The sequence below is a fragment of the Burkholderia sp. MSMB1588 genome, assembly GCF_001546925.1.
Classification (GTDB): domain Bacteria; phylum Pseudomonadota; class Gammaproteobacteria; order Burkholderiales; family Burkholderiaceae; genus Burkholderia; species Burkholderia humptydooensis.
Genome location: NZ_LNJS01000001.1, coordinates 2,282,086 through 2,305,496 on the forward strand (window position 1 = coordinate 2,282,086; position 23,411 = coordinate 2,305,496).

Annotated in this window: 21 protein-coding genes and 5 tRNA genes; 9 read left to right on the forward strand and 17 right to left on the reverse strand. The window is 68.1% G+C overall.

Annotated features, from left to right (window positions below):
• Positions 1-104: 104 nt before the first annotated feature.
• On the forward strand, positions 105-2,045 hold the full coding sequence (locus WS92_RS22090; RefSeq protein WP_059934576.1) for an ATP-binding cassette domain-containing protein: 1,941 nt from the start codon (positions 105-107) through the stop codon (positions 2,043-2,045).
• Positions 2,046-2,097: 52 nt separating this feature from the next.
• Here the strand turns inward: WS92_RS22090 and WS92_RS22095 are convergent, their stop codons facing one another.
• The 3 genes from WS92_RS22095 to alr all read right to left on the reverse strand — a co-directional run bounded on the left by WS92_RS22095 (position 2,098) and on the right by alr (position 4,985).
• Positions 2,098-2,364 carry a DUF2866 domain-containing protein gene (locus WS92_RS22095; protein WP_009912854.1) on the reverse strand — a complete coding sequence of 89 codons (267 nt, stop codon included), beginning with the start codon at positions 2,362-2,364 and terminating at the stop codon, positions 2,098-2,100.
• 163 nt (positions 2,365-2,527) lie between these two features.
• On the reverse strand, positions 2,528-3,904 hold the full coding sequence (gene radA / locus WS92_RS22100) for a DNA repair protein RadA (protein ID WP_059934575.1): 1,377 nt from the start codon (positions 3,902-3,904) through the stop codon (positions 2,528-2,530).
• A 10-nt stretch (positions 3,905-3,914) separates the two neighbouring features.
• Positions 3,915-4,985: an alanine racemase gene (gene alr, locus WS92_RS22105; RefSeq protein ID WP_015601930.1), complete on the reverse strand. Its 1,071-nt coding sequence runs from the start codon at positions 4,983-4,985 to the stop codon at positions 3,915-3,917.
• A 208-nt stretch (positions 4,986-5,193) separates the two neighbouring features.
• Here alr and lplT point away from each other — a divergent pair, with 208 nt between their 5' ends.
• Positions 5,194-6,501 (forward strand): lysophospholipid transporter LplT, encoded by a 1,308-nt coding sequence (gene lplT / locus WS92_RS22110; RefSeq protein WP_006026041.1) that lies wholly within the window; start codon positions 5,194-5,196, stop codon positions 6,499-6,501.
• 88 nt (positions 6,502-6,589) lie between these two features.
• A complete protein-coding gene (gene thiD / locus WS92_RS22115) occupies positions 6,590-7,399 on the forward strand; it encodes a bifunctional hydroxymethylpyrimidine kinase/phosphomethylpyrimidine kinase (protein WP_059934574.1) in 810 nt (269 codons plus the stop codon).
• A 416-nt stretch (positions 7,400-7,815) separates the two neighbouring features.
• Here the strand turns inward: thiD and WS92_RS22120 are convergent, their stop codons facing one another.
• Genes WS92_RS22120 through tsaB form a run of 4 tightly spaced genes read right to left on the reverse strand, consistent with a single transcriptional unit; the run spans position 7,816 to position 11,048 of the window.
• Entirely contained in the window at positions 7,816-8,793 is a 978-nt protein-coding gene (locus tag WS92_RS22120; RefSeq protein ID WP_015600322.1) for a DUF1853 family protein, read from the reverse strand.
• Entirely contained in the window at positions 8,790-9,806 is a 1,017-nt protein-coding gene (locus tag WS92_RS22125) for a uracil-DNA glycosylase (protein WP_059934573.1), read from the reverse strand. The genes WS92_RS22120 and WS92_RS22125 overlap by 4 nt, the downstream gene beginning before the upstream one ends.
• A complete protein-coding gene (gene rimI / locus WS92_RS22130) occupies positions 9,793-10,290 on the reverse strand; it encodes a ribosomal protein S18-alanine N-acetyltransferase (protein ID WP_006026037.1) in 498 nt (165 codons plus the stop codon). Before rimI ends, WS92_RS22125 begins: the two co-directional genes overlap by 14 nt.
• Positions 10,287-11,048 carry a tRNA (adenosine(37)-N6)-threonylcarbamoyltransferase complex dimerization subunit type 1 TsaB gene (gene tsaB / locus WS92_RS22135; RefSeq protein ID WP_171845236.1) on the reverse strand — a complete coding sequence of 254 codons (762 nt, stop codon included), beginning with the start codon at positions 11,046-11,048 and terminating at the stop codon, positions 10,287-10,289. Before tsaB ends, rimI begins: the two co-directional genes overlap by 4 nt.
• A 169-nt stretch (positions 11,049-11,217) precedes the next feature.
• Here tsaB and WS92_RS22140 point away from each other — a divergent pair, with 169 nt between their 5' ends.
• From WS92_RS22140 to aceA, 3 genes are all read left to right on the forward strand, one after another.
• Complete coding sequence (locus tag WS92_RS22140; protein ID WP_006026035.1) at positions 11,218-11,487, forward strand: acyl-CoA-binding protein; 270 nt, start codon at positions 11,218-11,220, stop codon at positions 11,485-11,487.
• Between the two features lie 406 nt (positions 11,488-11,893).
• The gene (locus WS92_RS22145) at positions 11,894-13,420 is read left to right on the forward strand and encodes a DEAD/DEAH box helicase (protein WP_059934571.1); all 1,527 of its coding nucleotides are present in this window, start codon (positions 11,894-11,896) and stop codon (positions 13,418-13,420) included.
• Positions 13,421-13,813: 393 nt separating this feature from the next.
• Positions 13,814-15,121, forward strand: a complete 1,308-nt coding sequence (gene aceA / locus WS92_RS22150; protein WP_015600508.1) for an isocitrate lyase — start codon at positions 13,814-13,816, stop codon at positions 15,119-15,121.
• A 236-nt stretch (positions 15,122-15,357) separates the two neighbouring features.
• Here aceA and WS92_RS22155 read toward each other — a convergent pair whose 3' ends face one another.
• Complete coding sequence (locus WS92_RS22155) at positions 15,358-15,792, reverse strand: universal stress protein (protein ID WP_006026032.1); 435 nt, start codon at positions 15,790-15,792, stop codon at positions 15,358-15,360.
• A 270-nt stretch (positions 15,793-16,062) separates the two neighbouring features.
• The gene (locus WS92_RS22160; protein ID WP_059934570.1) at positions 16,063-16,965 is read right to left on the reverse strand and encodes a LysR family transcriptional regulator; all 903 of its coding nucleotides are present in this window, start codon (positions 16,963-16,965) and stop codon (positions 16,063-16,065) included.
• Between the two features lie 138 nt (positions 16,966-17,103).
• Here WS92_RS22160 and WS92_RS22165 point away from each other — a divergent pair, with 138 nt between their 5' ends.
• Both WS92_RS22165 and aceB read left to right on the forward strand, forming a co-directional pair.
• Positions 17,104-17,880 carry a haloacid dehalogenase type II gene (locus tag WS92_RS22165; RefSeq protein ID WP_171845254.1) on the forward strand — a complete coding sequence of 259 codons (777 nt, stop codon included), beginning with the start codon at positions 17,104-17,106 and terminating at the stop codon, positions 17,878-17,880.
• A gap of 64 nt (positions 17,881-17,944) precedes the next feature.
• Positions 17,945-19,537: a malate synthase A gene (gene aceB / locus WS92_RS22170; protein WP_006026029.1), complete on the forward strand. Its 1,593-nt coding sequence runs from the start codon at positions 17,945-17,947 to the stop codon at positions 19,535-19,537.
• Positions 19,538-19,769: 232 nt separating this feature from the next.
• Here aceB and WS92_RS22175 read toward each other — a convergent pair whose 3' ends face one another.
• Both WS92_RS22175 and rraA read right to left on the reverse strand, forming a co-directional pair.
• Positions 19,770-20,177 (reverse strand): gamma-glutamylcyclotransferase family protein, encoded by a 408-nt coding sequence (locus WS92_RS22175; protein WP_015601240.1) that lies wholly within the window; start codon positions 20,175-20,177, stop codon positions 19,770-19,772.
• 52 nt (positions 20,178-20,229) lie between these two features.
• A complete protein-coding gene (rraA, locus tag WS92_RS22180; protein WP_059934569.1) occupies positions 20,230-20,727 on the reverse strand; it encodes a ribonuclease E activity regulator RraA in 498 nt (165 codons plus the stop codon).
• Positions 20,728-20,855: 128 nt separating this feature from the next.
• Here rraA and WS92_RS22185 point away from each other — a divergent pair, with 128 nt between their 5' ends.
• Complete coding sequence (locus WS92_RS22185) at positions 20,856-21,719, forward strand: AraC family transcriptional regulator (protein WP_059934568.1); 864 nt, start codon at positions 20,856-20,858, stop codon at positions 21,717-21,719.
• A gap of 195 nt (positions 21,720-21,914) precedes the next feature.
• On the opposite strand, the gene WS92_RS22190 is transcribed toward WS92_RS22185, so the two are convergent.
• The 6 genes from WS92_RS22190 to WS92_RS22215 all read right to left on the reverse strand — a co-directional run bounded on the left by WS92_RS22190 (position 21,915) and on the right by WS92_RS22215 (position 23,302).
• Entirely contained in the window at positions 21,915-22,382 is a 468-nt protein-coding gene (locus WS92_RS22190; protein ID WP_006026025.1) for a GNAT family N-acetyltransferase, read from the reverse strand.
• A gap of 161 nt (positions 22,383-22,543) precedes the next feature.
• Positions 22,544-22,620 (reverse strand) — tRNA-Asp (locus WS92_RS22195).
• Positions 22,621-22,701: 81 nt separating this feature from the next.
• Positions 22,702-22,777, reverse strand: a tRNA-Glu gene (locus tag WS92_RS22200).
• Positions 22,778-22,841: 64 nt separating this feature from the next.
• Positions 22,842-22,918: transfer RNA gene (locus tag WS92_RS22205), tRNA-Asp, on the reverse strand.
• A gap of 82 nt (positions 22,919-23,000) precedes the next feature.
• A tRNA-Glu gene (locus tag WS92_RS22210) sits at positions 23,001-23,076 on the reverse strand.
• Positions 23,077-23,226: 150 nt separating this feature from the next.
• Positions 23,227-23,302 (reverse strand) — tRNA-Ala (locus WS92_RS22215).
• Positions 23,303-23,411 lie beyond the last annotated feature (109 nt).

A 23,411-nucleotide genomic window follows, 5' to 3' on the forward strand; every position in this document is an offset into this window, starting at 1 on the left:
AAAGTCTAGGCGAATTCGGCGCGGTGCGCACACTCCGCCGTCCGGACGATCCCCCGAAGGCGGCGCGCAGTCTAGAATAGCGGTTTTCCTCAGCATTTCCCGCCGTGATCCGTTTCAATCAGTTCAGTCTCGCCCGCGGCACGAAGCCGCTCTTCGACGCGGCCTCGTTCACGCTGAATCCCGGCGAGAAGGCGGGGCTCGTCGGCGCGAACGGCGCCGGCAAATCGACGCTCTTCGCGGTGCTGCGCGGCGAGCTGCACGCGGACGCGGGCGACTTCTCGATGCCGCCGGCGTGGCGCATCGCGCACGTGTCGCAGGAGACGCCCGCCGTCGAGCGCAGCGCGCTCGACTACACGCTCGACGGCGACGCCGCATTGCGCGCGATCGAGGCGCGCATCGCGCGGGCGTCCGCCGCGCACGACGGCGCGGCCGAGGCCGAAGCGCACGCGGCGTTCGCGGATGCCGACGGCTACACCGCGCCCGCGCGCGCGGAGGCGCTGCTGCTCGGGCTCGGCTTCACGCTCGCGCAGACGCGCGAGCCCGTCGCGAGCTTCTCGGGCGGCTGGCGGATGCGCCTCAATCTCGCGCAGGCGCTGATGTGCCGCTCGGATCTGCTGCTGCTCGACGAGCCGACGAACCACCTGGATCTCGACGCGATCGTCTGGCTCGAAGACTGGCTGCATCGCTATCCGGGCACGCTCGTCATCATCTCGCACGACCGCGAATTCCTCGACGCCGTCTGCAACGTGACGCTGCATCTCGAGAATCGCCAGGTGAAGCGCTACGGCGGCAACTACTCGCAATTCGAAGTGCTGCGCGCGCAGCAGCTCGAATTGCAGCAAAACGCGTACGAAAAGCAGCAAAAGACGATCGCGCATCTGCAGAGCTTCGTCGATCGCTTCAAGGCGAAGGCGTCGAAGGCGAAGCAGGCGCAGAGCCGGGTGAAGGCGCTCGAGAAGATGGAACTGATCGCGCCCGCGCACGTCGCGTCGGCGTTCACGTTCGAATTCCGCACGCCCGATTCCGCGCCGAACCCGATGCTCGTGATGGAAGACGTGCGCTGCGGCTATCGCGCGGACGACGGCGACGAGATTCCGATCGTCGAGCGCGTCGCGCTGTCGATCCAGAACGGCCAGCGCATCGGCCTCCTCGGCGCGAACGGCCAGGGCAAGTCGACGCTCATCAAGACGCTCGCGGGCACGCTCGCGCCGCTTTCGGGCGACGTGCGCACCGGCCGCGGCCTGACGATCGGCTATTTCGCGCAGCATCAGCTCGAGACGCTGCGCGAGGACGATTCGGCGCTCGCGCATCTCGCGCGCCTCGCCCCCGACACGCGCGAGCAGGAACTGCGCGACTTCCTCGGCGGCTTCAACTTCTCGGGCGACATGGCGACCGCGCCGATCGCGCCTTTCTCGGGCGGCGAGAAAGCGCGGCTCGCGCTCGCGCTGATCATCTGGCAGAAGCCGAACCTGCTGCTGCTCGACGAGCCGACGAACCACCTCGATCTCGAAACGCGCCACGCGCTCACGATGGCGCTCGCGCAATTCGAGGGCACGCTGATCCTCGTGTCGCACGATCGACATCTGCTGCGCGCGACGACCGACCAGTTCATGCTTGTCGCAAAGCACCGGCTGCAGCCGTTCGACGGCGATCTCGACGACTATCGCGACTGGCTGCTGCAGCACGCGGCGCAACAGCGCGCGGCGGCAAAGGCGGCATCCGGTTCGACGGGCGACGCCGACGGCGGCGCGTCTGCGGTGAACCGCAAGGATCAGAAACGGCAGGAAGCCGAAGCGCGCCAGCGGCTATCGCAGTTGAAGAAGCCGCTGCAGGCCCGCATCACGAAGATCGAGAAGGAAATGGAGCGGCTCCACGCGGAGAAGGCGGAGCTCGACACGTTCGTCGCCGATCCAGCGAGCTACGCGGCCGACCTGAAGGCGCGGCTCACCGACGCGATCCGCAAGCTCGGCGACGTGAACGGCCGGCTCGAAACGCTCGAGGCGGACTGGCTCGGCGCGCAGGACGAACTGGAGAAAATCGGGTAACGCGAACGCGGCGAGCCGGCATCGGCTTGCCGCCGCGCGCCGCGCCCGGCAGTCAGCGCCGCGGCAGCGTGTCGCGCGGCATCTGCTCGTCGTCGCCCATCAGATAGCGACGACCTTCGACCGGCCGGCGGATCATCGCGTAGACCTCCGCCTCGGTCACGTTGATGGCGGCGACGCGGCGGGCGATCCGCCCGTCTCCGCCGATCCATTCGACGATCCGGCAACCGCCGCCCCACGGCTCGCCGATCGGCTCGGACACGCGGCAACCGCGCACGTTGTACGTGCGCGGTTGCGCACTGGCTTGATGAGATCGTTTCAACACGCTTCCCTTTTCCGCGTCATGCGGCAGACAACCTGGGCAAGCATAGAAAAAAACAGGCTGCAAAAGGGTTACATCAACGTACCAAAACGTTACATGGTTTTACGCCCCCGATCCGCGCATGACAGGCGGCGGACCAGGACGCGCCCGCCGGCCGCCGCGCTCATTCGAGCACGCGGATCTGGTCGATCGCCTGCTCGATCCGCTCGACCGCATGCACGCGAAGCCCGTCGATCGGCTGTTTCGGCGCATTCGCCTTCGGAATCAGCGCGATCGTGAAGCCGAGCTTCGCCGCCTCGCGCAGGCGCTCCTGCCCGCGCGGCGACGGCCGGATCTCGCCCGCGAGCCCGACTTCGCCGAATACGATCAGACCCTTTGGCAACGGTTTGTTACGCATCGACGAGTGGATCGCGAGCAGCACCGCAAGATCGGCAGCCGGCTCGGTGATCTTCACGCCGCCGACGGCATTCAGGAACACGTCCTGATCGAAGCACGCGATGCCCGCGTGCCGGTGCAGCACGGCGAGCAGCATCGCGAGCCGGTTCTGTTCGAGGCCGACCGCGAGCCGGCGCGGGTTCGGCACGTTCGCGGTATCGACGAGCGCCTGCACCTCGACGAGCAGCGGCCGCGTGCCCTCCTGCGTGACGAGCACGCACGAGCCGGGCACGACCTCCGTATGCTGCGACAGGAACAGCGCGGACGGATTCGCGACGCCGCGCAGGCCGCGCTCGGTCATCGCGAACACGCCGAGCTCGTTGACCGCGCCGAAGCGGTTCTTGAACGCGCGCACGAGCCGGAACGACGAATGCGTGTCGCCTTCGAAGTACAGCACGGTGTCGACGATGTGCTCGAGCACGCGCGGCCCCGCGAGGTTGCCCTCTTTCGTCACGTGGCCGACCATGATGATCGCCGTGCCCGATTGCTTCGCGATGCGCGTCAATTGCGCCGCGCATTCACGCACTTGCGCGACCGAGCCCGGCGCCGACGTCAACGCTTCCGAGTAGATCGTCTGGATCGAGTCGATGACCGCGATGTCGGGCCGCTCGGCGTCGAGCGTCGCCTGGATCTTCTCGAGCTGGATCTCGGCGAGGAGCTTCAGGTCGGCCGCGCTCGCGCCGCCTTCGAGGAGCGCGAGCCGCTGCGCGCGCAGCGCGATCTGCGCGCCCGATTCCTCGCCGCTGATATAGAGCGCCGGCCGCTCGCTCGCGATCTGCGCGAGCGACTGCAGCAGCAGCGTCGACTTGCCGATCCCCGGATCGCCGCCGATCAGCACGACGCCGCCCGCGACGAGCCCGCCGCCCAGCACCCGGTCGAACTCGCCGATCCCGGTCGAGAAGCGCGGCACGTCGGCCGCCTCGATGTCGGCGAGGCGTTGCACGGGCGCGCGCTTCGCGAGCGACTGGAAACGGTGCGCGGACGGCGCGCTCTCGACCGATTCGACGAGGGTGTTCCACGCGTGGCACGACGGGCATTGCCCCTGCCACTTCGGCGTCTGCCCGCCGCACTCGGTGCAGACGAATACCGTCTTCTGCTTCGCCATGCGCGCGCCCTTACTCGGCACGCACGGGCACGCGCGGCGCGACCGCGCACATCAGCTCGTAGCCGACCGTCATGCAGCGCGCGGCGACGTCGTCGATCGGCAGCGTCTCGCCCCACAGCTCGACGCGCGCGCCGACGCCCGCCTGCGGCACGGGCGTGAGATCGACGGTCAGCATGTCCATCGACACGCGGCCGACGATCCGCGTGCGCACGCCGTCGACGACGACGGGCGTGCCCTCGGGCGCGATCCGCGGATAGCCGTCCGCATAGCCGCACGCGACCACGCCGATGCGCATCGTCTCCTCGGCGACGAACACGGAGCCGTAGCCCACCGCCTGCCCTTTCGCGAGCGTCTGCACGGCGATCAGCTCGGACGCGAGCGTCATCGCGGGCTTCAGGCCCTTGTCGGCGATGTCCGCCGAGTGCCCGGACGGCGACGCGCCATACAGCACGATGCCAGGCCGCACCCAGTCGAAGTGCGCCGACGGGTGCCAGAGCACGGCGGCCGAGTTCGCGAGGCTGCGCGCGCCGGCGATACCTTGCGCGCCGCGCTCGAACGTCGCCATCTGCTCGGCCACGCCGCGGCCGCCGTCGGCGTCCGAAAAATGGGTCATCAACGTGATCTGGCCGATGCCCGGGCACGCGCGCGCGCGCTCCCACGCGGCGCGGAACTTCTCCGGCGCATAGCCGAGCCGGTTCATTCCGCTGTTCATCTTCAGTTGGACGTTGACGGGCTTCGACAGCCGCGCCGTCTCGAGCATGCGCATCTGCTCGTCGTTGTGCACCGCGGTCGTCAGGCTGTAGCGGTCGATCACGTCGAGGTCGGTCGACCGAAAGAAGCCTTCGAGCAGCAGGATCGGCCCCGCCCAGCCGAGCTCGCGCAGCTTCACCGCCTCGTCGAGATCGAGCAGGCCGAAGCCGTCGGTGCCGCGCAGCCCGGGAAAGACCCGTGCGAGACCATGCCCGTACGCGTTCGCCTTGACGATCGCCCAGACTTTCGACTGGGCGGCGTGGCGGCGCACGACGGTGAGGTTGTTCGCGAGGGCAGCGGTGTGGATCGTGGCGGAAATCGGGCGCGGCATAGGAAATTTCAGTAAAGACGCTTGCGAATCATCAGCTTATCGCGCCTTTTGGGCGCGACGCGGGAAACGCGCGGAACGATCGGGGGATCATGCTAGTCCGAATTGACGTATTTTCATGATATAAAGCCGTGCGCACAACCCATTTCGAACGGAATAAGTCCGATTGCACGGCCCGCGCGGCCGAGCCGCGAGGAACGCATCGCTTCAGATGAAAAAAGGTTTTTACTCCATCATGGCCGCGCAGTTTTTCTCGTCGTTGGCCGACAGCGCTCTTCTCATCGCCGCGATCGCCCTGCTCAAAGACCTCCACGCGCCGAACTGGATGATACCGCTCCTGAAGCTGTTCTTCGTCCTGTCGTACGTGGTGCTCGCCGCCTTCGTCGGCGCATTCGCCGATTCGCGCCCGAAAGGGCACGTGATGTTCATCACCAACTCGATCAAGGTGGTCGGCTGCCTCATCATGCTGGTCGGCGCGCATCCGCTCGTCGCTTACGGGATCGTCGGCTTCGGCGCGGCCGCGTATTCGCCCGCGAAGTACGGCATCCTGACCGAACTGCTGCCTCCCGAGCGGCTCGTCGCCGCGAACGGCTGGATCGAGGGCACGACGGTGGGCTCGATCATCCTCGGCACGGTGCTCGGCGGCGCGCTCATCAGCCCGAAGATCGCGTCGCACGTGATCGCGTACACGCCGCCGTCGATCAACACGCCCGCCGAGGCCGCGATGCTCGTCATCATGGCGATCTACGTCACGGCCGCGCTCTTCAACCTGCGCATTCCCGACACGGGCGCGCGCTACCCGAAGCAGCAGCACGGCCCGCTCAAGCTCGTCACCGATTTCGCCAACTGTTTCGTGGCGCTCTGGCGCGACAAGCTCGGCCAGATCTCGCTCGCCGTCACGACGCTCTTCTGGGGCGCGGGCGCGACGCTGCAGTTCATCGTGCTCAAGTGGGCGGAAGTGTCGCTCGGCATGTCGCTGTCCGAAGGCGCGATCCTGCAGGCGGTGGTCGCGCTCGGCGTCGCGGCGGGCGCGATGATCGCCGCGAGCCGGATTCCGCTGCGCAAGTCGCTCACCGTGCTGCCCGTCGGCATCGTGATGGGCATCGCGGTGATGCTGATGGCGTTCTACTCGCGCGAGCTGTTCCCCGCGCACTGGGCGCTGCACATCGGGCGCCTGCACCTGCCCCTCTATCTGCTCGTCGCGTACGTGTTCCTGATGTTCGTCGGCGCGCTGTCCGGCTTCTTCGTCGTCCCGATGAATGCGCTGCTCCAGCATCGCGGCCACGTGCTGCTGTCGGCCGGTCATTCGATCGCCGTGCAGAACTTCAACGAAAACCTGTCGGTGCTCGTGATGCTCTGCGTGTACGCGGCGCTCGTGTGGCTCGACGTGCCGGTCGGCGTCGTGATCGTGCTGTTCGGCACGTTCGTGTGCCTGACGATGTGGCTCGTGATGCGGCTGCATGTCGCGAATCAGCGCCGCTTCGATTCGGTCGCGCTGATCGGCGAATCGAAGCACTGAACCGCAGCGCGCGCCACCGTCGGCCAAGCGGCACATCGCCTCCTGCGCACCCTTGCCCTTGAGCCGCAACCTTTCCCGCCTCGCCGCCATGACCCGACCGATTCCCAACGTGCTGACGATCGCCGGCTCCGACTCCGGCGGCGGCGCCGGCATCCAGGCCGACCTGAAGACGTTCTCCGCGCTCGGCGCATACGGCGCGAGCGTGATCACCGCGCTCACCGCGCAGAACACGCGCGGCGTGACGGGCGTGCATGCGCCCGATGCGGGCTTCGTGACCGCGCAGCTCGATGCGGTGTTCGACGACATCCGCATCGACGCGGTGAAGATCGGCATGCTCGCGAACGCGTCGATCGTGCGCGCGGTCGGGGCGGCGCTCGCGCGCTACGCACCGCGCCACGTCGTGCTCGACACGGTGATGATCTCGAAAAGCACGCACGCGCTGCTCGCGCCCGACGCGGTCGACGCGCTGCGCAACGAATTGCTGCCGCTCGCCGATCTCGTCACGCCGAATCTGCCGGAGGCGGCCGAGTTGCTCGGCGTCGCGGCCGCGACGACCGAGGAGGACATGGTGCGCCAGGGCGAAGCGCTCGTCGCGCGCGGCGCGAAGGCGGTGCTGATGAAAGGCGGCCATCTCGGCGCCGAGCGCGAAAGCCCGGACTGGCTGATCGATGCGCGCGGCGCGCAGCGCTTCGCGGGCGCGCGGCTGCCGGTCGCGAACACGCACGGCACCGGGTGCACGCTGTCGTCGGCGATCGCCGCGCTGCTGCCGCAGCGGGCGACGCTCGCGGACGCGATCGCCGATGCGAAGATCTATCTGACGGGCGCGATCGGCGCGAGCGGGCGGCTCGACGTCGGACACGGCGTCGGGCCCGTGCATCACTTCTATCGATGGTGGTGAGCCGGCGGGCAAGCGCCGGCGCGGGTCGCCCGGCTTCGGCTTCTGTTTCTGTTTCGCCTTGACGTTCGCGTTCGCCGCCCGGACTCGTGGCGCCGTTTGACGCGCTTCGTGTCTCGTCGGCATCGTCACACGCTGCCGGCGGCGACAGCGTGCGCCGACGCCGCGGATATCGCGCGCGAATCGCTCGCTCGCGTCGTGCGTCGACACGTCGCGCCACACGAGCCGCATCCGACTGCGCGAGCCGCGCATCGAACGCGGCGGCATCCGCGTCGAACAGGCGGCAAGCCCCGTCGGCCTCCAAGACACGTTTCTGGCGCGATGCGTCGCGGCGTCCGCTTAGCGAGCGAACGAGGCGTACGCGAATGGAAGCCGCGCGGGTGCGCGCATCGGCGCGAACCGATGCGCATCGACACCGATCAGCGCGCGGCGAACGCGATCGCACGCTGCGGCCAATCGTCGGGCACGATGAAGCCGCGCGCGGTTTCGCGCCACACCGCGTCGGCGTCGCGCGCGAGCGCGGCGACGAGCGACGGCCCCGGTAGTCGCGCGACCTCGTCGAGCACGGCCTGCGGCGCGAGCAGCGTGCAGCGCCCGCAGGCCACGTCCGCATCGCCGATCGCGCGCGGCGCGAGCCACGCGAGGCGCGGCAGCACGATCCACGCGGCGTCCTGCCGCGCGGCGGGCGCGAACGCCGGCCACGCTTCGCGCGTGATCCAGAAGCCGCGCGGATGATCGGCGTCGACTTCCGGCGGATCGGCGATCGCGCCGCCCGCATTCGCGTCGTCGCCCGCGCGATGAAACAGCCATCCCTTCACGAGCATCTGCGCGCGCCACGGCCCCGCGTGGCCGAGCGACGCGAACTCGTCGCGGGCCGTGAGCAGCAGTTGATGATCGACGAGCTTCGCGCGCTTGAGATCGAAGCGGTCGGCGAGATTCGGGCCGACGAAATCGGCGAGCGACGCGGCGCCCGACGTCGCGACGCACAGATAGCACTTGACCGCGAGTTCCCAGTGCAGGCGCTCGCCGCGCGCGGTTTCGATCAGGAAATCGCATTCGCCGAGCGTGCGGCCGTTGAGCCTCAGCGGCAGATTCGCGGCGACGAGCCGCAGCGACGGCGCATGCTCGGCGAAAAAACCGAGCAGGCACTCGGCGTAGCGGCCAAGCCGAACCGGCCGCGCGTGCGCGAGCGCGTCGTGCAGCGGCTCGGGCTGCGCGTCGAGTGCGGCGAGCCAGGCGGCCGTTCGCGCCGCGTCGGCAACGCTCGCCCAGGGCTGAGCGAGCGGCGCCCCCGCCGACGGCGCGAGCAGGCTCGCGCTCGACAGCAGCCACGCGAGGTCGCGCACGGCCGCGTCGCGCAGCGCGCGAAGCGGCACGGGCGACGCCGCGGCACTCATTGCGGATCGGCGGCGGGCGCGGCGTTCCGGTAGGTATCGTTCGCGAGGCACAGATCGGACCAGGCCTTCGCCTTGTCCTGCAGGCTGCGCAACAGATACGCCGGATGGTACGTGACGATCACGGGCACGCCTTCGTACCGGTGCACGCGCCCGCGCATCGAAGCAATGCTCGCGTCGGTCTTCAGGAGCGTCTGCGCGGCGAAGCGGCCGAGCGCGACGATCAGCTTCGGCTTCACGAGCGCGACCTGGCGCTGCAGATACGGCTCGCAACGCGCGACCTCGTCGGGTTCGGGATTGCGGTTGCCGGGCGGCCGGCACTTGATCACGTTCGCGATGTAGACGTTCTCGCCGCGCTTGAGCGCGAGCGCGCGCAGCATGTTGTCGAGCAGCTTGCCCGCCTGGCCGACGAACGGCTCGCCCTGCTTGTCCTCGTTCTCGCCGGGCGCCTCGCCGACGAGCATCCAGTCGGCGCTCTCGTCGCCGACGCCGAACACCGTGTTCGTGCGCTTCTCGCAGAGGCGGCAGCGCTCGCAGTCGGCAACGCGCGCGCGCAGCGCGTCCCAGCCGAGTTCGGCGACGGACGGCTCGGCGCCGGCGGTGACGGCGGCGGGCTTCGCGGCGACATCCGGCAGCGCGGGCTCGCGCACCGGCTCGAGATCGAACCACGACATGTCTTCGTCGGGTTCCGCCGCGCCGGCGTCGCCGCCGGTTCGCGCGGCCGGCGCGGGCGCCGTCGACGCGCGCGCCGGGTCCGCCGCGTCGCGCGCGAATGCCGCGGAATCCGCGACGCCGCCACGCGCCCCGTCCTGCCCGCCGTCGCGCGAGCTTCGATGCGCCGGCTCGCGCGACGCATCCAACGCCACGGGCTGAGCCCCTTGCGCAACCGCCGCGGCGGCGGCTTCCCGCGCCGCGCCCGTTGCATCCTCGTTCACGTCCCCGGCGCGCGCGATGCCGCGCCGCACCCACACGGGCGCGAGCCCCAGCTCTTCGAGCGCCGCTTCAGCCAATGCCATGCGCGCCTCCCTCCTTCGTCAATGCGAGACGCATCACGATTGCGTCCTCCCGGCTCCGGTGCTTCGCCGGATAGTAGTTCCTGCGCCGCCCGACCGACACGAAGCCGAAGCGCTCGTACAGCCGGATCGCACGCGGATTCGACGGCCGCACTTCGAGCAGCACGCCGTCGAGCCGCTCGGCGCGCGCGATCCGCACCGCCTCTCGCAGCAGCGCGAGCCCGACGCCCGCGCGCTGCGCGGCGGGCGCGACGCACAGATTCAGCAGATGCATCTCGTCGACGACGGGCATCAGCACGCAATAGCCGACGAGCACGCCCGTCACGTGCCGCATGCAGACGCCGAAATAGCCGTTGCGCAGCGAATCCTCGAAATTGCCGCGCGACCACGGGAATTCGTACGCGGCGCGCTCGATCTCGACGACCTCGTCGAGATCGGCATCCGTCATCGGCGCCAGATAGCGGTCGGTCATCAGCACGCCGCTCATCGCCCGTCCCCGCCCGCGCGCGCAGCGAGCCGCTCGGCGGTGGTCTGCGCGACCTTGTCGCGCACGTACTCGGGCGCCGCGCGATCGGCCGGCACGACACGCCCCGCGCGATATGCGCGCAGCGCGACGTGCGCGACCGGCAGCGCGTGCGGCAGCGCGCCCGCATCGATCGCCTGCGCGCGCGCGAAGGCGGGCAAGCGAGCGCCGAACGCGGCAGCCGCGTTGCCGGCGAGCACGAACGGCGTATCGGGCACCTGCACGTCGGCGGGCGCCGCGAGCGACGCCGGCGCGAGCTCGCGCCAATCGCCCGCCGCGTCGTCCCACGCGTAATCGGCCCAGTAGACCTCGTCCATCCGCGCATCGAGCGCGGCGAGCACGCGCATTGCGCGGCCCGCGGCGGCGCCCGCGTTCAGGCGCGCGGCCTCCGCGCACGCGACGAGCGTGCCGACCGGCACGACGGGCAGCGCGCGGCCGAACGCGAGCCCTTGCGCGACGCCCGTCGCGGTGCGCAGCCCGGTGAACGAGCCGGGGCCCGCGCCGAACGCGACTGCGTCGCAGTCGGCGAACGCGAGGTCCGCTTCGTCGAGCACCTCGCGCACGGCGGGCAGCACGCGCGTGCTCGACACGGCGCCCGTGCGCTCGTGGCGAACCCAGGTTCGGATGGAAGCGGCGTCGGCGGTCGGACCGGCCGCGACGAGAAGCGCGACCGAGCAGAACTCGGTCGACGTATCGATGGCAAGGAGCACTGTTTGCGTCATGGCCGACATTGTAATGCGGCGCCCCGCCCGCACGGGCGATCGGGCCCGATTCGTGCGCGCTTGTCGTGCGCGAATCGGTTTGGAAGGAACGCTCGACCCGCCGTCCGCCCCCGCTTGCTAAGATCGTCGGCCTGGAAAAGCCAGCCTGGAAACCCTTACGGAGACACCCATGAGCGACATCACCGCCCAATTCGAGCAAGCGCAGGTCGACGTGAAGCAGTTGACCGAGCGCCCCGGCAACCTGACGCTGCTGCGCCTCTACGCGCTCTTCAAGCAGGCGACCGACGGCGACGCGCACGGCGACAAGCCGGGCTTCACCGACATCGTCGGCAAGTACAAGTACGACGCGTGGGAAGCGCTGAAGGGCACGTCGCAGGACGATGCGAAGAAGCAATACGTCGAGCTCGTCGAATCGCTGAAGAACGGCACCGCGTCCTGAAGGCGCGCGCGTCGGCCGGCCTATCGCCCGCAACGCACCCGCGGCGTGCGAAATCGACGGTGGCGCGGCGCAGCAAAAAACGGTATAATGCGGGCTGCGCTTCGCGACGGGCGGCTCTGCCTGCCAAGGTCGGCAGCCCTCTTCGCCAGCGTTCCATAGCGTTTCGCTCCAATCCAGTTTAGAACCTGTCCCTTCCTGCGTGGCCCCTTGCGGGCTGTCAAGTCTCAGGCTGGCGGCATGCGCACCTGATGCGCGCCGCACCCAAAAACAGCTTCTAACGAAATTGTTGTCCGCACGTCGTCGACATGCGGACAATCGCCACGTTTCCCGATTTGCTCGATGAATCCGTCGACTTGGGTATGCGCGATTGGCGCGGCGTTCGACCCACTGTGTTTCAAGGATTGACATGACTTCGAGCAATTCCCTCAGCCCGCTCAACGCAATCGCCGACGAGGCGCTCGGCCTGCCCGCCGCCGCGCAGCCTGCCACGAGCGACCTCGGCGACGCCGCGCCGGACGAACCGACGTTCGCGTCGCTCGGCCTGTCGCCGGAGATCGTCTCCGCGCTGCAGGCGGCCGGCTACGTGAAACCGACGCCCGTCCAGCAGCGCGCGATCCCGGCCGGCATCGCAGGCCGCGACCTGCTCGTGTCGAGCCCGACGGGCTCGGGCAAGACGGCCGCGTTCATGCTGCCCGCGATCGAGCGCTTCGCGCAGTTGCAAAAGACGCAGGCGCTGCAGCCGCGCGCGCCGCGCGAAGGACAGCCTGGCGAGCGCCGCGGCCGCCGCCCGCAACCCGTCGCGCGCCCGGGCCTGCTCGTCCTCACGCCGACGCGCGAGCTCGCGATGCAGGTGACGACGGCCGCGTCGACGTACGGCAAGCACCTGCGCCGTCTGCGCACGGTCAGCATCCTCGGCGGCGTCGCGTACGGCCAGCAACTGATGCTGCTCGCGAAGAACCCCGAGATCCTCGTCGCGACGCCGGGGCGCCTGCTCGACCACCTCGAGCGCGGCCGCATCGATTTGTCCGAACTGAAGATGCTCGTGCTCGACGAAGCCGACCGCATGCTCGACATGGGCTTCATCGACGACATCGACACGATCGTCGCCGCGACGCCCGCGTCGCGCCAGACGATGCTGTTCTCGGCGACGCTCGACGGCAAGATCGGCTCGCTCACGAACCGCCTGCTGAAGGATCCGGAGCGCATCGAGATCACGCAGAAGATCGAATCGCGCTCGAACATCGCGCAGACCGTGCACTACGTCGACGACCGCGATCACAAGGATCGCCTGCTCGACCACCTGCTGCGCGACGTCGCGCTCGACCAGGCGATCATCTTCACCGCGACGAAGATCGACGCCGACCAGCTCGCCGGCCGCCTCGCCGATGCCGGCTTCCAGTCGGCCGCGCTGCACGGCGATCTGCCGCAGGGCGCCCGCAACCGCACGATCCGCGCGCTGCGCGAGCGCCGCGTGCGCGTGCTCGTCGCGACCGACGTCGCCGCGCGCGGGATCGACATCCCCGGCATCACGCACGTGTTCAACTACGACCTGCCGAAGTTCGCCGAGGACTACGTGCACCGGATCGGCCGCACGGGCCGCGCGGGCCGCTCGGGCACCGCGGTGAGCCTCGTGCATCATGCGGAGCAAGGCGCGCTCAAGCGCATCGAGCGCTTCGTGCGCGCGCCGCTGCCCGTGAACGTCGTCGAAGGCTTCGAGCCGCGCAAGGCGCCGCCGCCGCGCAACGATCGCGGCAACGGCCGCGGCCGTCCGGGCGGCAACGGCAATGGCGGCCGCCGGTTCGGCGGCAAGCCGGGCGGCGGCCGCTCGGGCGGCTGGAGCGGCAAGCCGGGCAGCGGCAACCGCGAAGGCTACGGCGCGCGCCGCGGCGACGGCCAGCGCGGCGGCCCGCGACGCGGCAACTCGGCCGCGTAAGCGGCCATCGGCGGACACGTTCGCGGCGCGGACGTGTCCGCCTTCCCCCCTCGAAAACCGGCGCATTCGCGCCGGTTTTTGTTTGCGCCCGAGATTTCACGATGCGAAAAAATCTTTTGCGTCGTAAAAAGTCATGCTGCGTGGCACAACCAAGACCGTTGCAGCATGGGAAACCACATTCCGCAATAAGAAATTAACGCAGCAAGCATTTGATTTTTATGGAATAATTTTTTTATATCTTTGTGAAAAAGCCCCTGTCTCGACGCAGTCGATTTGCCTAGACTCTTATACAAGACTTAACGAAGGGAACCGCTTGATCCAAACCGCGCCGCCCGCTTCGCAAAGTCAAGGATTTCTTCTCTTCAGGCAACGACCACTCAAGGAGTACGCATCATGTCGCGTCAACAACAGGTTCAGGAACTGCAAAAGCAATGGGAAACCAATCCGCGCTGGAAGGGCATCAAGCGCGCGTTCACGGCTGAAGACGTCGTGCGCCTGCGCGGCTCGGTCCAGCAAGAGCACACGCTCGCGAAGCGCGGCGCGGAAAAGCTCTGGACGCTCGTCAACAACGAGCCGTTCGTCAACGCGCTCGGCGCGCTGACGGGCAACCAGGCGATGCAGCAGGTAAAGGCCGGCCTCAAGGCGATCTATCTGTCGGGCTGGCAAGTCGCGGGCGACGCGAACGTCGCAGGCGAAATGTACCCGGATCAGTCGCTGTATCCGGCGAACTCGGTGCCGCTCGTCGTCAAGCGCATCAACAACACGCTGACGCGCGCCGACCAGATCCAGTGGTCGGAAGGCAAGAACCCGGGCGACGAAGGCTATGTCGACTTCTTCGCGCCGATCGTCGCTGACGCGGAAGCCGGCTTCGGCGGCGTGCTGAACGCGTTCGAGCTGATGAAGGCGATGATCGAGGCGGGCGCGTCGGGCGTTCACTTCGAAGATCAGCTCGCATCGGTCAAGAAGTGCGGCCACATGGGCGGCAAGGTGCTCGTGCCGACCCGCGAGGCGGTCGCGAAGCTGACGGCCGCGCGTCTCGCGGCCGACGTGATGGGCACGCCGACCGTGCTCGTCGCCCGTACCGACGCCGAAGCGGCCGACCTGATCACGTCCGACATCGACGACAACGACAAGCCGTTCCTGACGGGCGAGCGCACGGTCGAAGGCTTCTTCCGCACGAAGCCGGGCCTCGAGCAGGCGATCTCGCGCGGTCTCGCGTACGCGCCGTATGCCGACCTGATCTGGTGCGAAACGGGCAAGCCGGATCTCGAGTACGCGAAGAAGTTCGCGGAAGCGATCCACAAGCAGTTCCCGGGCAAGCTGCTGTCGTACAACTGCTCGCCGTCGTTCAACTGGAAGAAGAACCTCGACGACGCGACGATCGCGAAGTTCCAGAAGGAACTCGGCGCGATGGGCTACAAGTTCCAGTTCATCACGCTCGCCGGCTTCCACGCGCTGAACTACTCGATGTTCAACCTCGCGCACGGCTACGCCCGCACGCAGATGAGCGCGTTCGTCGAACTGCAGCAGGCCGAGTTCGCGGCGGCCGACAAGGGCTTCACCGCGGTCAAGCACCAGCGCGAAGTCGGCACGGGCTACTTCGACGCGGTGACGCAGACGGTCGAGCGCGAAGCGTCGACGACCGCGCTGCACGGCTCGACCGAAGACGAACAATTCTTCGACGGCCAGAAAGTCGCCTGAGCGCCGACAGGCGCAGGCGCGCCGCGCGCGGCCACGAGCCGTCGCGGCGCGCGCCCCGGCAAAAGACAAGACCCTATCAGGGAGAACCCGCCCGCCGCGCGCATGGTTGCGCCATGCCTGCCCAGGGCGCGCAGCGTCTTTCGACGCCGCGGACATTCGAGCGCGCCGGCCCCTGCCCGGCGCGCCTATTTTTTGCGCGACGCATTGCCGCCGATCGTCCGGCTGCGTGCGGCCCGCTATCGATAGACGATCACAGGAATCTTCGTATGGGTCAGCACGCGTTGCGTCTCGCTGCCGATCAACAGGCTGCCGAGCCCGCGCCTGCCGTGCGACGCCATGAAGATCACATCGCAGCCGCCCCGCTCCGCGGCCTCGATAATGCCGAGATACGGCGACGGGTGCACGCTCGTCGCCGACTCGCACGCCACGCCCGCGCGCCGCGCGGCCGCCTCGACCTCGTCCAGATGCGCGCGCGCCTCGCGCTCGCTGCGCTCGCGAAAATCGGCGGGCGGCTCGATCACGACCTCGGAAAACGGAGAGTATGGATATTGCGGCAGGCACGCGTAGGCGGTCACGCGCGCGCCCACCGCCTGCGCGAGATCGATCGCGCCGTCGATCGCTTTCTTCGACAGTTCGGACCCGTCGGTCGGAACCAGGATGTGCTTGAACATGGCGACCTCCGTCGGCAACTGCGGCGCGTCCGGACGCGGGCGTACCCGCGGCGGGCAGCCGATGCCGGGCAGCCCGCGCGGACGCTGGGTGATTCGATTGTAGTGCGCGAATCCGCGCCGCCGAACCCGCTAGAGGGTTCGCCCTCATATCGGAAACGCGCGCAATCGGGTGCGAATTCGGGTACGTATTCGGCGCAAGCACCGCGCGCCGAAACGATGCGCAAGGACGGCGCGCGCGCGGCGAAGGCGAGCGCCGCCGCCGTGCGGGCGTCATCCCCAGTAGCCTGGACGCTCGTATGTGTGCTTCAGAAAATCGAGAAAGAGCCGGACCCTGAGCGGCAGGTGTCGGCGTTGCGGAAACACCGCGTGAATGCCGATCGGCGGCGCGGCGAACGCGTCGAGCACGCTGACGAGCCGGCCCGCCGCAATGTCCGCGCCGACTTCCCACCACGAGCGCCACGCCAGGCCGTGGCCTTCGAGGCACCATTCATGCAGCACCGCGCCATCGGAGCATTCCATCGTGCCGGACACGCGGATCGACGCCACCTCGCCGTCGTCGACGAACGTCCAGCCGCGCTGCTGGTTCGCGTTCGCCGCGAGCGCGAGGCAGTGGTGGCGCGCGAGATCGGCGAGCGTCTCGGGCGTGCCCGCGCGCGCGAGATACTCAGGCGACGCGACGCACACGCGCCGGTTCTCGCCGAGCTTCAGCGACACGAGCGACGAATCGGGCAGCTCGCCCAGCCGCACCGCGCAATCGAACCCCTCGTTGACGAGATCGACCATCCGGTCGGACAGATCAAGCGTGACCGACACGTCCGGATGCGCGCCCGTGAACGCGGGCACGAGCGGCGCGACGTGACGCCGGCCGAAGCCCGCGGGCGCCGACACCCGCAAGTGCCCGCTCGCCTTCACGCCGCCCGCGGACACGCTCGCTTCGGCGTTCTGCATGTCGTGGATGATCCGATGGCAGTCCTCGAGGAACGCCGAGCCTTCGAACGTCAACGTGAGCTTGCGTGTCGTGCGCACAAGCAGCTTCACGCCGAGCCGCTCCTCGAGCGCATCGAGCCGGCGGCCGATGATCGCGGGCGCGACCCCTTCCGCGTGCGCGGCCGCCGACAGACTGCCCTTCGCCACGACCGCGGCGAACGTTTCGATCTGTTTGAAGCGATCCATCCCGTATGCGGGCGGCGCGAACCGGCCGCCCCGTCAAACCCGAAGTCGCTCCAGATTAGATATCAAAAAGTAAAAGATCAAGTGATGATTACTGTCTTTTTTAGTTCATGCCATCACTAATAGAATCGATTTCGACCTCTGATCGTGGAGCGCGACATCATGCCCGGCACCCCGCCCGCCTTCCCGAAGGCGATTCTTTTCGACGCGTACGGCACGCTGTTCGACGTGCACGCGGTCGTCGCCGCGGCCGAGCAGATGTTTCCGGGGCGCGGCGAGGCGCTGTCGCAGCTCTGGCGGCGCAAACAGATCGAATACTCGCAACTGCGCACGCTCGCCGATCCGGCGGGCGCGCGCTATCGGCCGTTCTGGGACCTGACGCTCGACGGGCTGCGCTTTGCCGCGCGCGCGCTCGGCCTCGCGCTGCCCGCCGCGGCCGAGAAGCGGCTGATGGACGAATACGCGTGCCTGTCGACGTATCCGGACACGGTGCCGACGCTGCGCGCATTACGCGCGCGCAGCGCGCCGCCGAAGCTCGCGATCCTGTCGAACGGCAATCCGCAGATGCTCGACATCGCGGTCAAGAGCGCCGGGATGAGCGGCCTCTTCGATCGCGTGCTGTCCGTCGACGCGGTTCGCGCGTACAAACCGTCGCCCGCCGCGTATGCGCTCGGCACGGCGGCGTTCGATGCGGCCGCGACCGACATCGCGTTCGTGTCGTCGAACGGCTGGGACGTCGCGGGCGCCGGCTGGTTCGGCTACCGGACCTTCTGGCTGAACCGCACGGGCGCGCCGCTCGAGGAGCTCGGCGCAGCGCCCTCGGGCATGGGCGCCGGGATGGCCGAGCTGCTCGCCTTTCTCGACGCGCCGCCCGCCGCCGCGAAAGCGGCCGGCCGCACGCGCCCGGCGCCCGCCTGACGCGGCGCGGACCAGATTCACGCATTTGCATCACTCAGTCACTGACCGACCAAGGAGAAAACCGATGACCACGACGCTGAAGCTGCCGCAAGGCATGGCGATCACGGGCGAGATCAAGCCCGGTTACGAAGCGATCCTCACACCCGAGGCGCTCGAACTCGTCGCGAAGCTGCATCGCCAGTTCGAGCCGCGCCGCCGCGAATTGCTCGCGGCGCGCGCCGAGCGCACGAAGCGCCTCGACGCCGGCGAGCGCCCCGACTTCCTCGCCGAGACGAAATCGATTCGCGAAGGCGACTGGAAGGTTGCTCCGCTGCCCGCGGACCTGCAGTGCCGCCGCGTCGAGATCACGGGCCCCGTCGAGCGCAAGATGATCATCAACGCGCTGAACTCGGGCGCGGATTCGTACATGACGGACTTCGAGGATTCGAACGCGCCGAGCTGGGCCAACCAGATCGACGGCCAGATCAACCTGAAGGACGCCGTGCGCCGCACGATCTCGCTCGAGCAGAACGGCAAGTCGTACAAGCTCAACGACAAGATCGCGACGCTGATCGTGCGCCCGCGCGGCTGGCACCTCGACGAGAAGCACGTGACGGTCGACGGCCAGCGCGTGTCGGGCGGCGTCTTCGACTTCGCCCTCTTCCTGTTCCACAACGCGAAGGAGCTGATCGCGCGCGGCTCCGGCCCGTACTTCTACCTGCCGAAGATGGAGAGCCATCTCGAGGCGCGCCTCTGGAACGACATTTTCGTCGTCGCGCAGGAAGCGGTAGGCATCCCGCGCGGCACGATCCGCGCGACCGTGCTGATCGAGACGATCCTCGCCGCGTTCGAGATGGACGAGATCCTCCACGAGCTGCGCGAGCACAGCTCGGGCCTGAACGCGGGCCGCTGGGACTACATCTTCTCGGCGATCAAGAAGTTCAAGAACGACCGCGACTTCTGCCTCGCCGATCGCGCGAAGATCACGATGACGGTGCCGTTCATGCGCGCCTACGCGCTCCTGCTGCTGAAGACCTGCCACAAGCGCAACGCGCCCGCGATCGGCGGGATGAGCGCGCTGATTCCGATCAAGAACGATCCGGAGGCGAACGACCGCGCGATGGCGGGCGTGCGCGCGGACAAGGCGCGCGACGCCGGCGACGGCTACGACGGCGGCTGGGTCGCGCACCCGGGGCTCGTGCCGCTCGCGATGGAGGAGTTCGTCAAGGTGCTCGGCGACAAGCCGAACCAGATCGGCAAACAGCGCGACGACGTGCAGATCGAAGGCAAGAACCTGCTCGACTTCCAGCCGGAAGCGCCGATCACCGAAACCGGCCTGCGCAACAACATCAACGTCGGCATCCACTACCTCGGCTCGTGGCTCGCGGGCAACGGTTGCGTGCCGATCCACAACCTGATGGAAGACGCGGCGACGGCCGAGATCTCGCGCTCGCAGGTGTGGCAGTGGATCCGCTCGCCGAAGGGCACGCTCGACGACGGCCGCAAGGTCACGGCCGAGCTCGTGCGCGAGTACGCGAAGGTCGAGCTCGAGAACGTGAAGCAGGTCGTCGGTGGCGACACGGCGCCGTACGTTCGCGCCGCGGCGATCTTCGAGCAGATGTCGACGTCGGAGAACTTCACCGAGTTCCTGACGCTGCCGCTCTACGAGGAGATCTGAACGACGCGGGCGGCAGGCGGGGTCGATGCGCCACCTGCCGCTCGCGGATCGGCCGGCTGAACGACGCGCCCTTGCACGCGGGCTCGGCTTCAGGCCGCCGTAGGCGATGACGGTATGGCGTTCCGCGTTCCGCATCGGACACGGGTATCCATTTTTGTTCCGCAGCCTTTGGACGCCCGAGCGTCAGCCTCTTGGCACGGTTCGTCAAGGCTTCGAGCGCCGCCGCGAGGCGTCACGCGACGCGCGCGCGGCGATACTGCACCCAGTCGCCCGACTCGATCCGCGGCTTGCCCGCAACCGAATGCGCGCCGACCGGGTAATACAGGCAATCGTACCGGCGCCCGCCGAGCTCGACCGATGCCTGCTGCTGCAAGAACAGCCCCTCGATGCCCGGATAGACCTCCTCGATCTCGTCGAGCACCGGCACGAGCCGCTCGTCGATCGCGTAGACGTCGCCCCAGACAAGATCGCGGCCGCCGTCGGCGACCATCCCCGGATAGTTGCCGAAGTCGTACAGCCGCCCCGTCACCGCCACGGCGCCGACGAGCATCGGCGCGGCGATGCCGTGCGTCGCCGCCGCACGGCCGATGTCGTTGATCTCGCCCGCTCTCAGGGTCCCGTAGCAGAATACGTAGCGCATCGCATCTTCCTTCCTTGTTTCAGTCGCGCCATCCAACCGGCACGCCGCCGTGTCACTCGAGCAGCGCGTCGTCGCTGACGAGGACGCCGTCGGCGTCCGCGTAGATCCAGTCGCCCGGCACGATGCGCGTGCCGCGCACGTCGACGGGCACGTCGCTCACGCCGGCGCCGCGCTTGTCGCTCTTGCGCGGATGCGCGGCGAGCGCGAGCACGCCCGCGCGACATTCGGCGAGCTCGTCCAAGTCGCGTACGCAGCCGTTCACGACGATGCCGGCCCAGCCGTTCTTCTCGGCGAGCTTGCCGAGGTTGCCGCCGACGAGCGCGCAGCGCAGGCTGCCGCCGCCGTCGACGACGAGCACGCGCCCCGCGCCGCCCTGCTCGAGCGCCGCGCGCACGAGCGTGTTGTCCTCGAACAGCTTGAGCGTCGCGGCCGGCCCCGCGAAGCGCCGCACACCGCCGAACGAGCGGAACACGGACTCGAGCACGCGCAGCGTGCCGGCCGCGAGGCGGTCTTCGTTCGCGTCGCAAAGGTCGGTGGTGGCGAACATCATGTCGAAGTCTCCTGGATAGTCGTAGGGTGTCGATCCGGCATTATCGGCGAAGAAAATTCCCGCTGCGGCGGGTAGAAGGCTCGCCCTACAATAGCCGGACGCACCATCCGCCCCGTCTTCGATCATCGATGAGCCCGTCCGTTCCCCTTTTGGCGCCGCCGCCCGCCGCCACGATCGACGTTCCGTCGGAATTCGCGCCGACGCGCTCGCATCCGATGCGCGTGCGCGCCCGCGCGATCGCGGCCGGCGTGCGCGTGCCGCAGCACACGCACGCGTGGGCGCAGCTCGCGTACGCGTCGCGTGGCGTGCTGCGGCTCGCGACGGCCGGTTCGACGTGGATGGTGCCGCCGTCGCGCGCGATCTGGGTGCCGCCGCGAATTCCGCACGAAGTCGTGATTGTCGAGGACGCGTATCTGCGCACGCTGTACGTCGACGAATCGGCGGTGCCGGACGGGCTCGACGCGTGCCGGGTCGTCGAGGTGTCGGGATTGCTGCGCGAGCTGATCGTCGCGCTCGAGGCGCGCTCGCTCAACCGCTCGCGCGAGCGGCTGCTGGCCGAGCTCGTGCTCGACGAACTCACGCGCGCCGAGCCGTTGCCGCTCGCGGTGCCGATGCCGACCGAAAAGCGGCTGCGCGCGCTGTGCGAAGCGGTGCTCGCGCATCCGGCGCAGGGCGAATCGCTCGAGCACTGGGCGGCGCGCGTCGGCGCGAGCACGCGGACGATCGCGCGGCTGTTCAAGCAGGAGCTCGGCGTGAGCTTTTCGCAATGGCGCCAGCAGGCTCTGCTCGCGCGCGCGATTCCGCTCCTGAATCAGGGGCGGCCGCTGTCGCACATCGCGCGCGAACTCGGCTACCAGAGCCAGAGCGCGTTCTCCGCGATGTTCCGGCGCGCGTTCGGCGCGAGCCCGCGCGCGTTCATTCAGCGCGGCGACATGCATGCGGCGACGGAGCTTGCATCGTTCGATGATGGGGATGCGGAACCGCTGCTGTGAGCTCGGTTGCGCAAGTCGCTGAAGTCTTCAGGATAGGGGCACTTGCGGCCAGGCGCGGCAGAACCGGATGACAACGGAAGGATCGAACGATGCCGTCCGCCGTCCCCGAGGAATGCAGCCCGAACGAAGTCCGCACGATGCGATCTCGCTCGTCCGGCGGACCGAGGCGGTTCCGCGTGCTCATTCGGGCCACGATCAGGACACGGGCCGCGCCATATGACGGATCGATCCGAACTGCGCGAGACGCGGCCCCGCGAGCCGATACCCCATTCGCAGGTACAGCCGCGCAGCCGGATTGTCGACGAACACGCGCAGTTGCGTCTCGCGCAGCCCGCGCGCCTTCGCGAAACGGTGCGAGGATTCGAGCAGATACGTGCCGGCGCCGCGCTGCCGGTGCCCCGGCGCGATCTGCACGTCGCGGATGTGCAGCGAATCGCCTTCCTCCGTAATCCTCAACAGGCCGATCGGCACACCGTCGAGCTCGAGGATGAAGTTTTCCGAATCGCGCCAGCTCGCAAAAAAGAGATCCGCGCGCCACCTGAGACCGTGGCGCTGGTAGTACGCGTTCATGTTGCCGTGCGTGAGCGCTTCCGCGAACTCGAAATCGCCCTGCTCGGCGGGACGCAGCAGGTAAACGAGAGGAACGGCGGCGGAATCGGACATGGCATATTCGCAAAACCTGCGTCACCGCCACGATAGCGCAGCCGGCGCACGTTGCAATGCCGATTTGCACGCATGCGGCAACGGCGCGCCACATCGTTCGCCTCGAAAACGTGCGGGGCAAAAACAAAACCCGTTCAGGCATGCCTGAACGGGCTTCGATTTGGCGGAGCGGACGGGACTCGAACCCGCGACCCCCGGCGTGACAGGCCGGTATTCTAACCGACTGAACTACCGCTCCAGTCTTGCTGCTTGCCTGGCAGGCGTCGGTTGCTTCCTGCCGGCGCATCGTCTCGACACTCGGCCGAACGACGCTTTGTCTTGGCGTCCCCTAGGGGATTCGAACCCCTGTACTCACCGTGAAAGGGTGATGTCCTAGGCCTCTAGACGAAGGGGACAACGTACTGCTTACACCTTTAACGAAAAAGCCCGTTCACATGCAGCCTGAACGGGCTCTCGATCTGGCGGAGCGGACGGGACTCGAACCCGCGACCCCCGGCGTGACAGGCCGGTATTCTAACCGACTGAACTACCGCTCCACTTCCTGCACCTGATCGACAAGCGTCGGTTACGCTCTTGCCGACCCGCTTCGCTTCGCTTCTGTCGAAACGACGCCATGTCTGGCGTCCCCTAGGGGATTCGAACCCCTGTACTCACCGTGAAAGGGTGATGTCCTAGGCCTCTAGACGAAGGGGACAAAATCTTTTCAGATCTGCCTTGCCACTTTGTTCTCGCTGTTAATTTTCACCAACAGCAGAGAACGAAATTCTAACTTCTTTCATTCCATTTGTGAAGCATTTTTTCTGTCACTCAATGCTTCGCAAACTTCATTCACTCTGCGTTCAACTGGTGGAGGTAAGCGGGATCGAACCGCTGACCTCTTGCATGCCATGCAAGCGCTCTCCCAGCTGAGCTATACCCCCGTGTCTCGTTGACTGCTGAACAACAGAGAAGCGAGATTGTAGAGACCGTTTTGAGGTTTGTAAATACCCTATTTGCGCCTCGAGCAAAATTTTTTGCGAACCCGCTTAT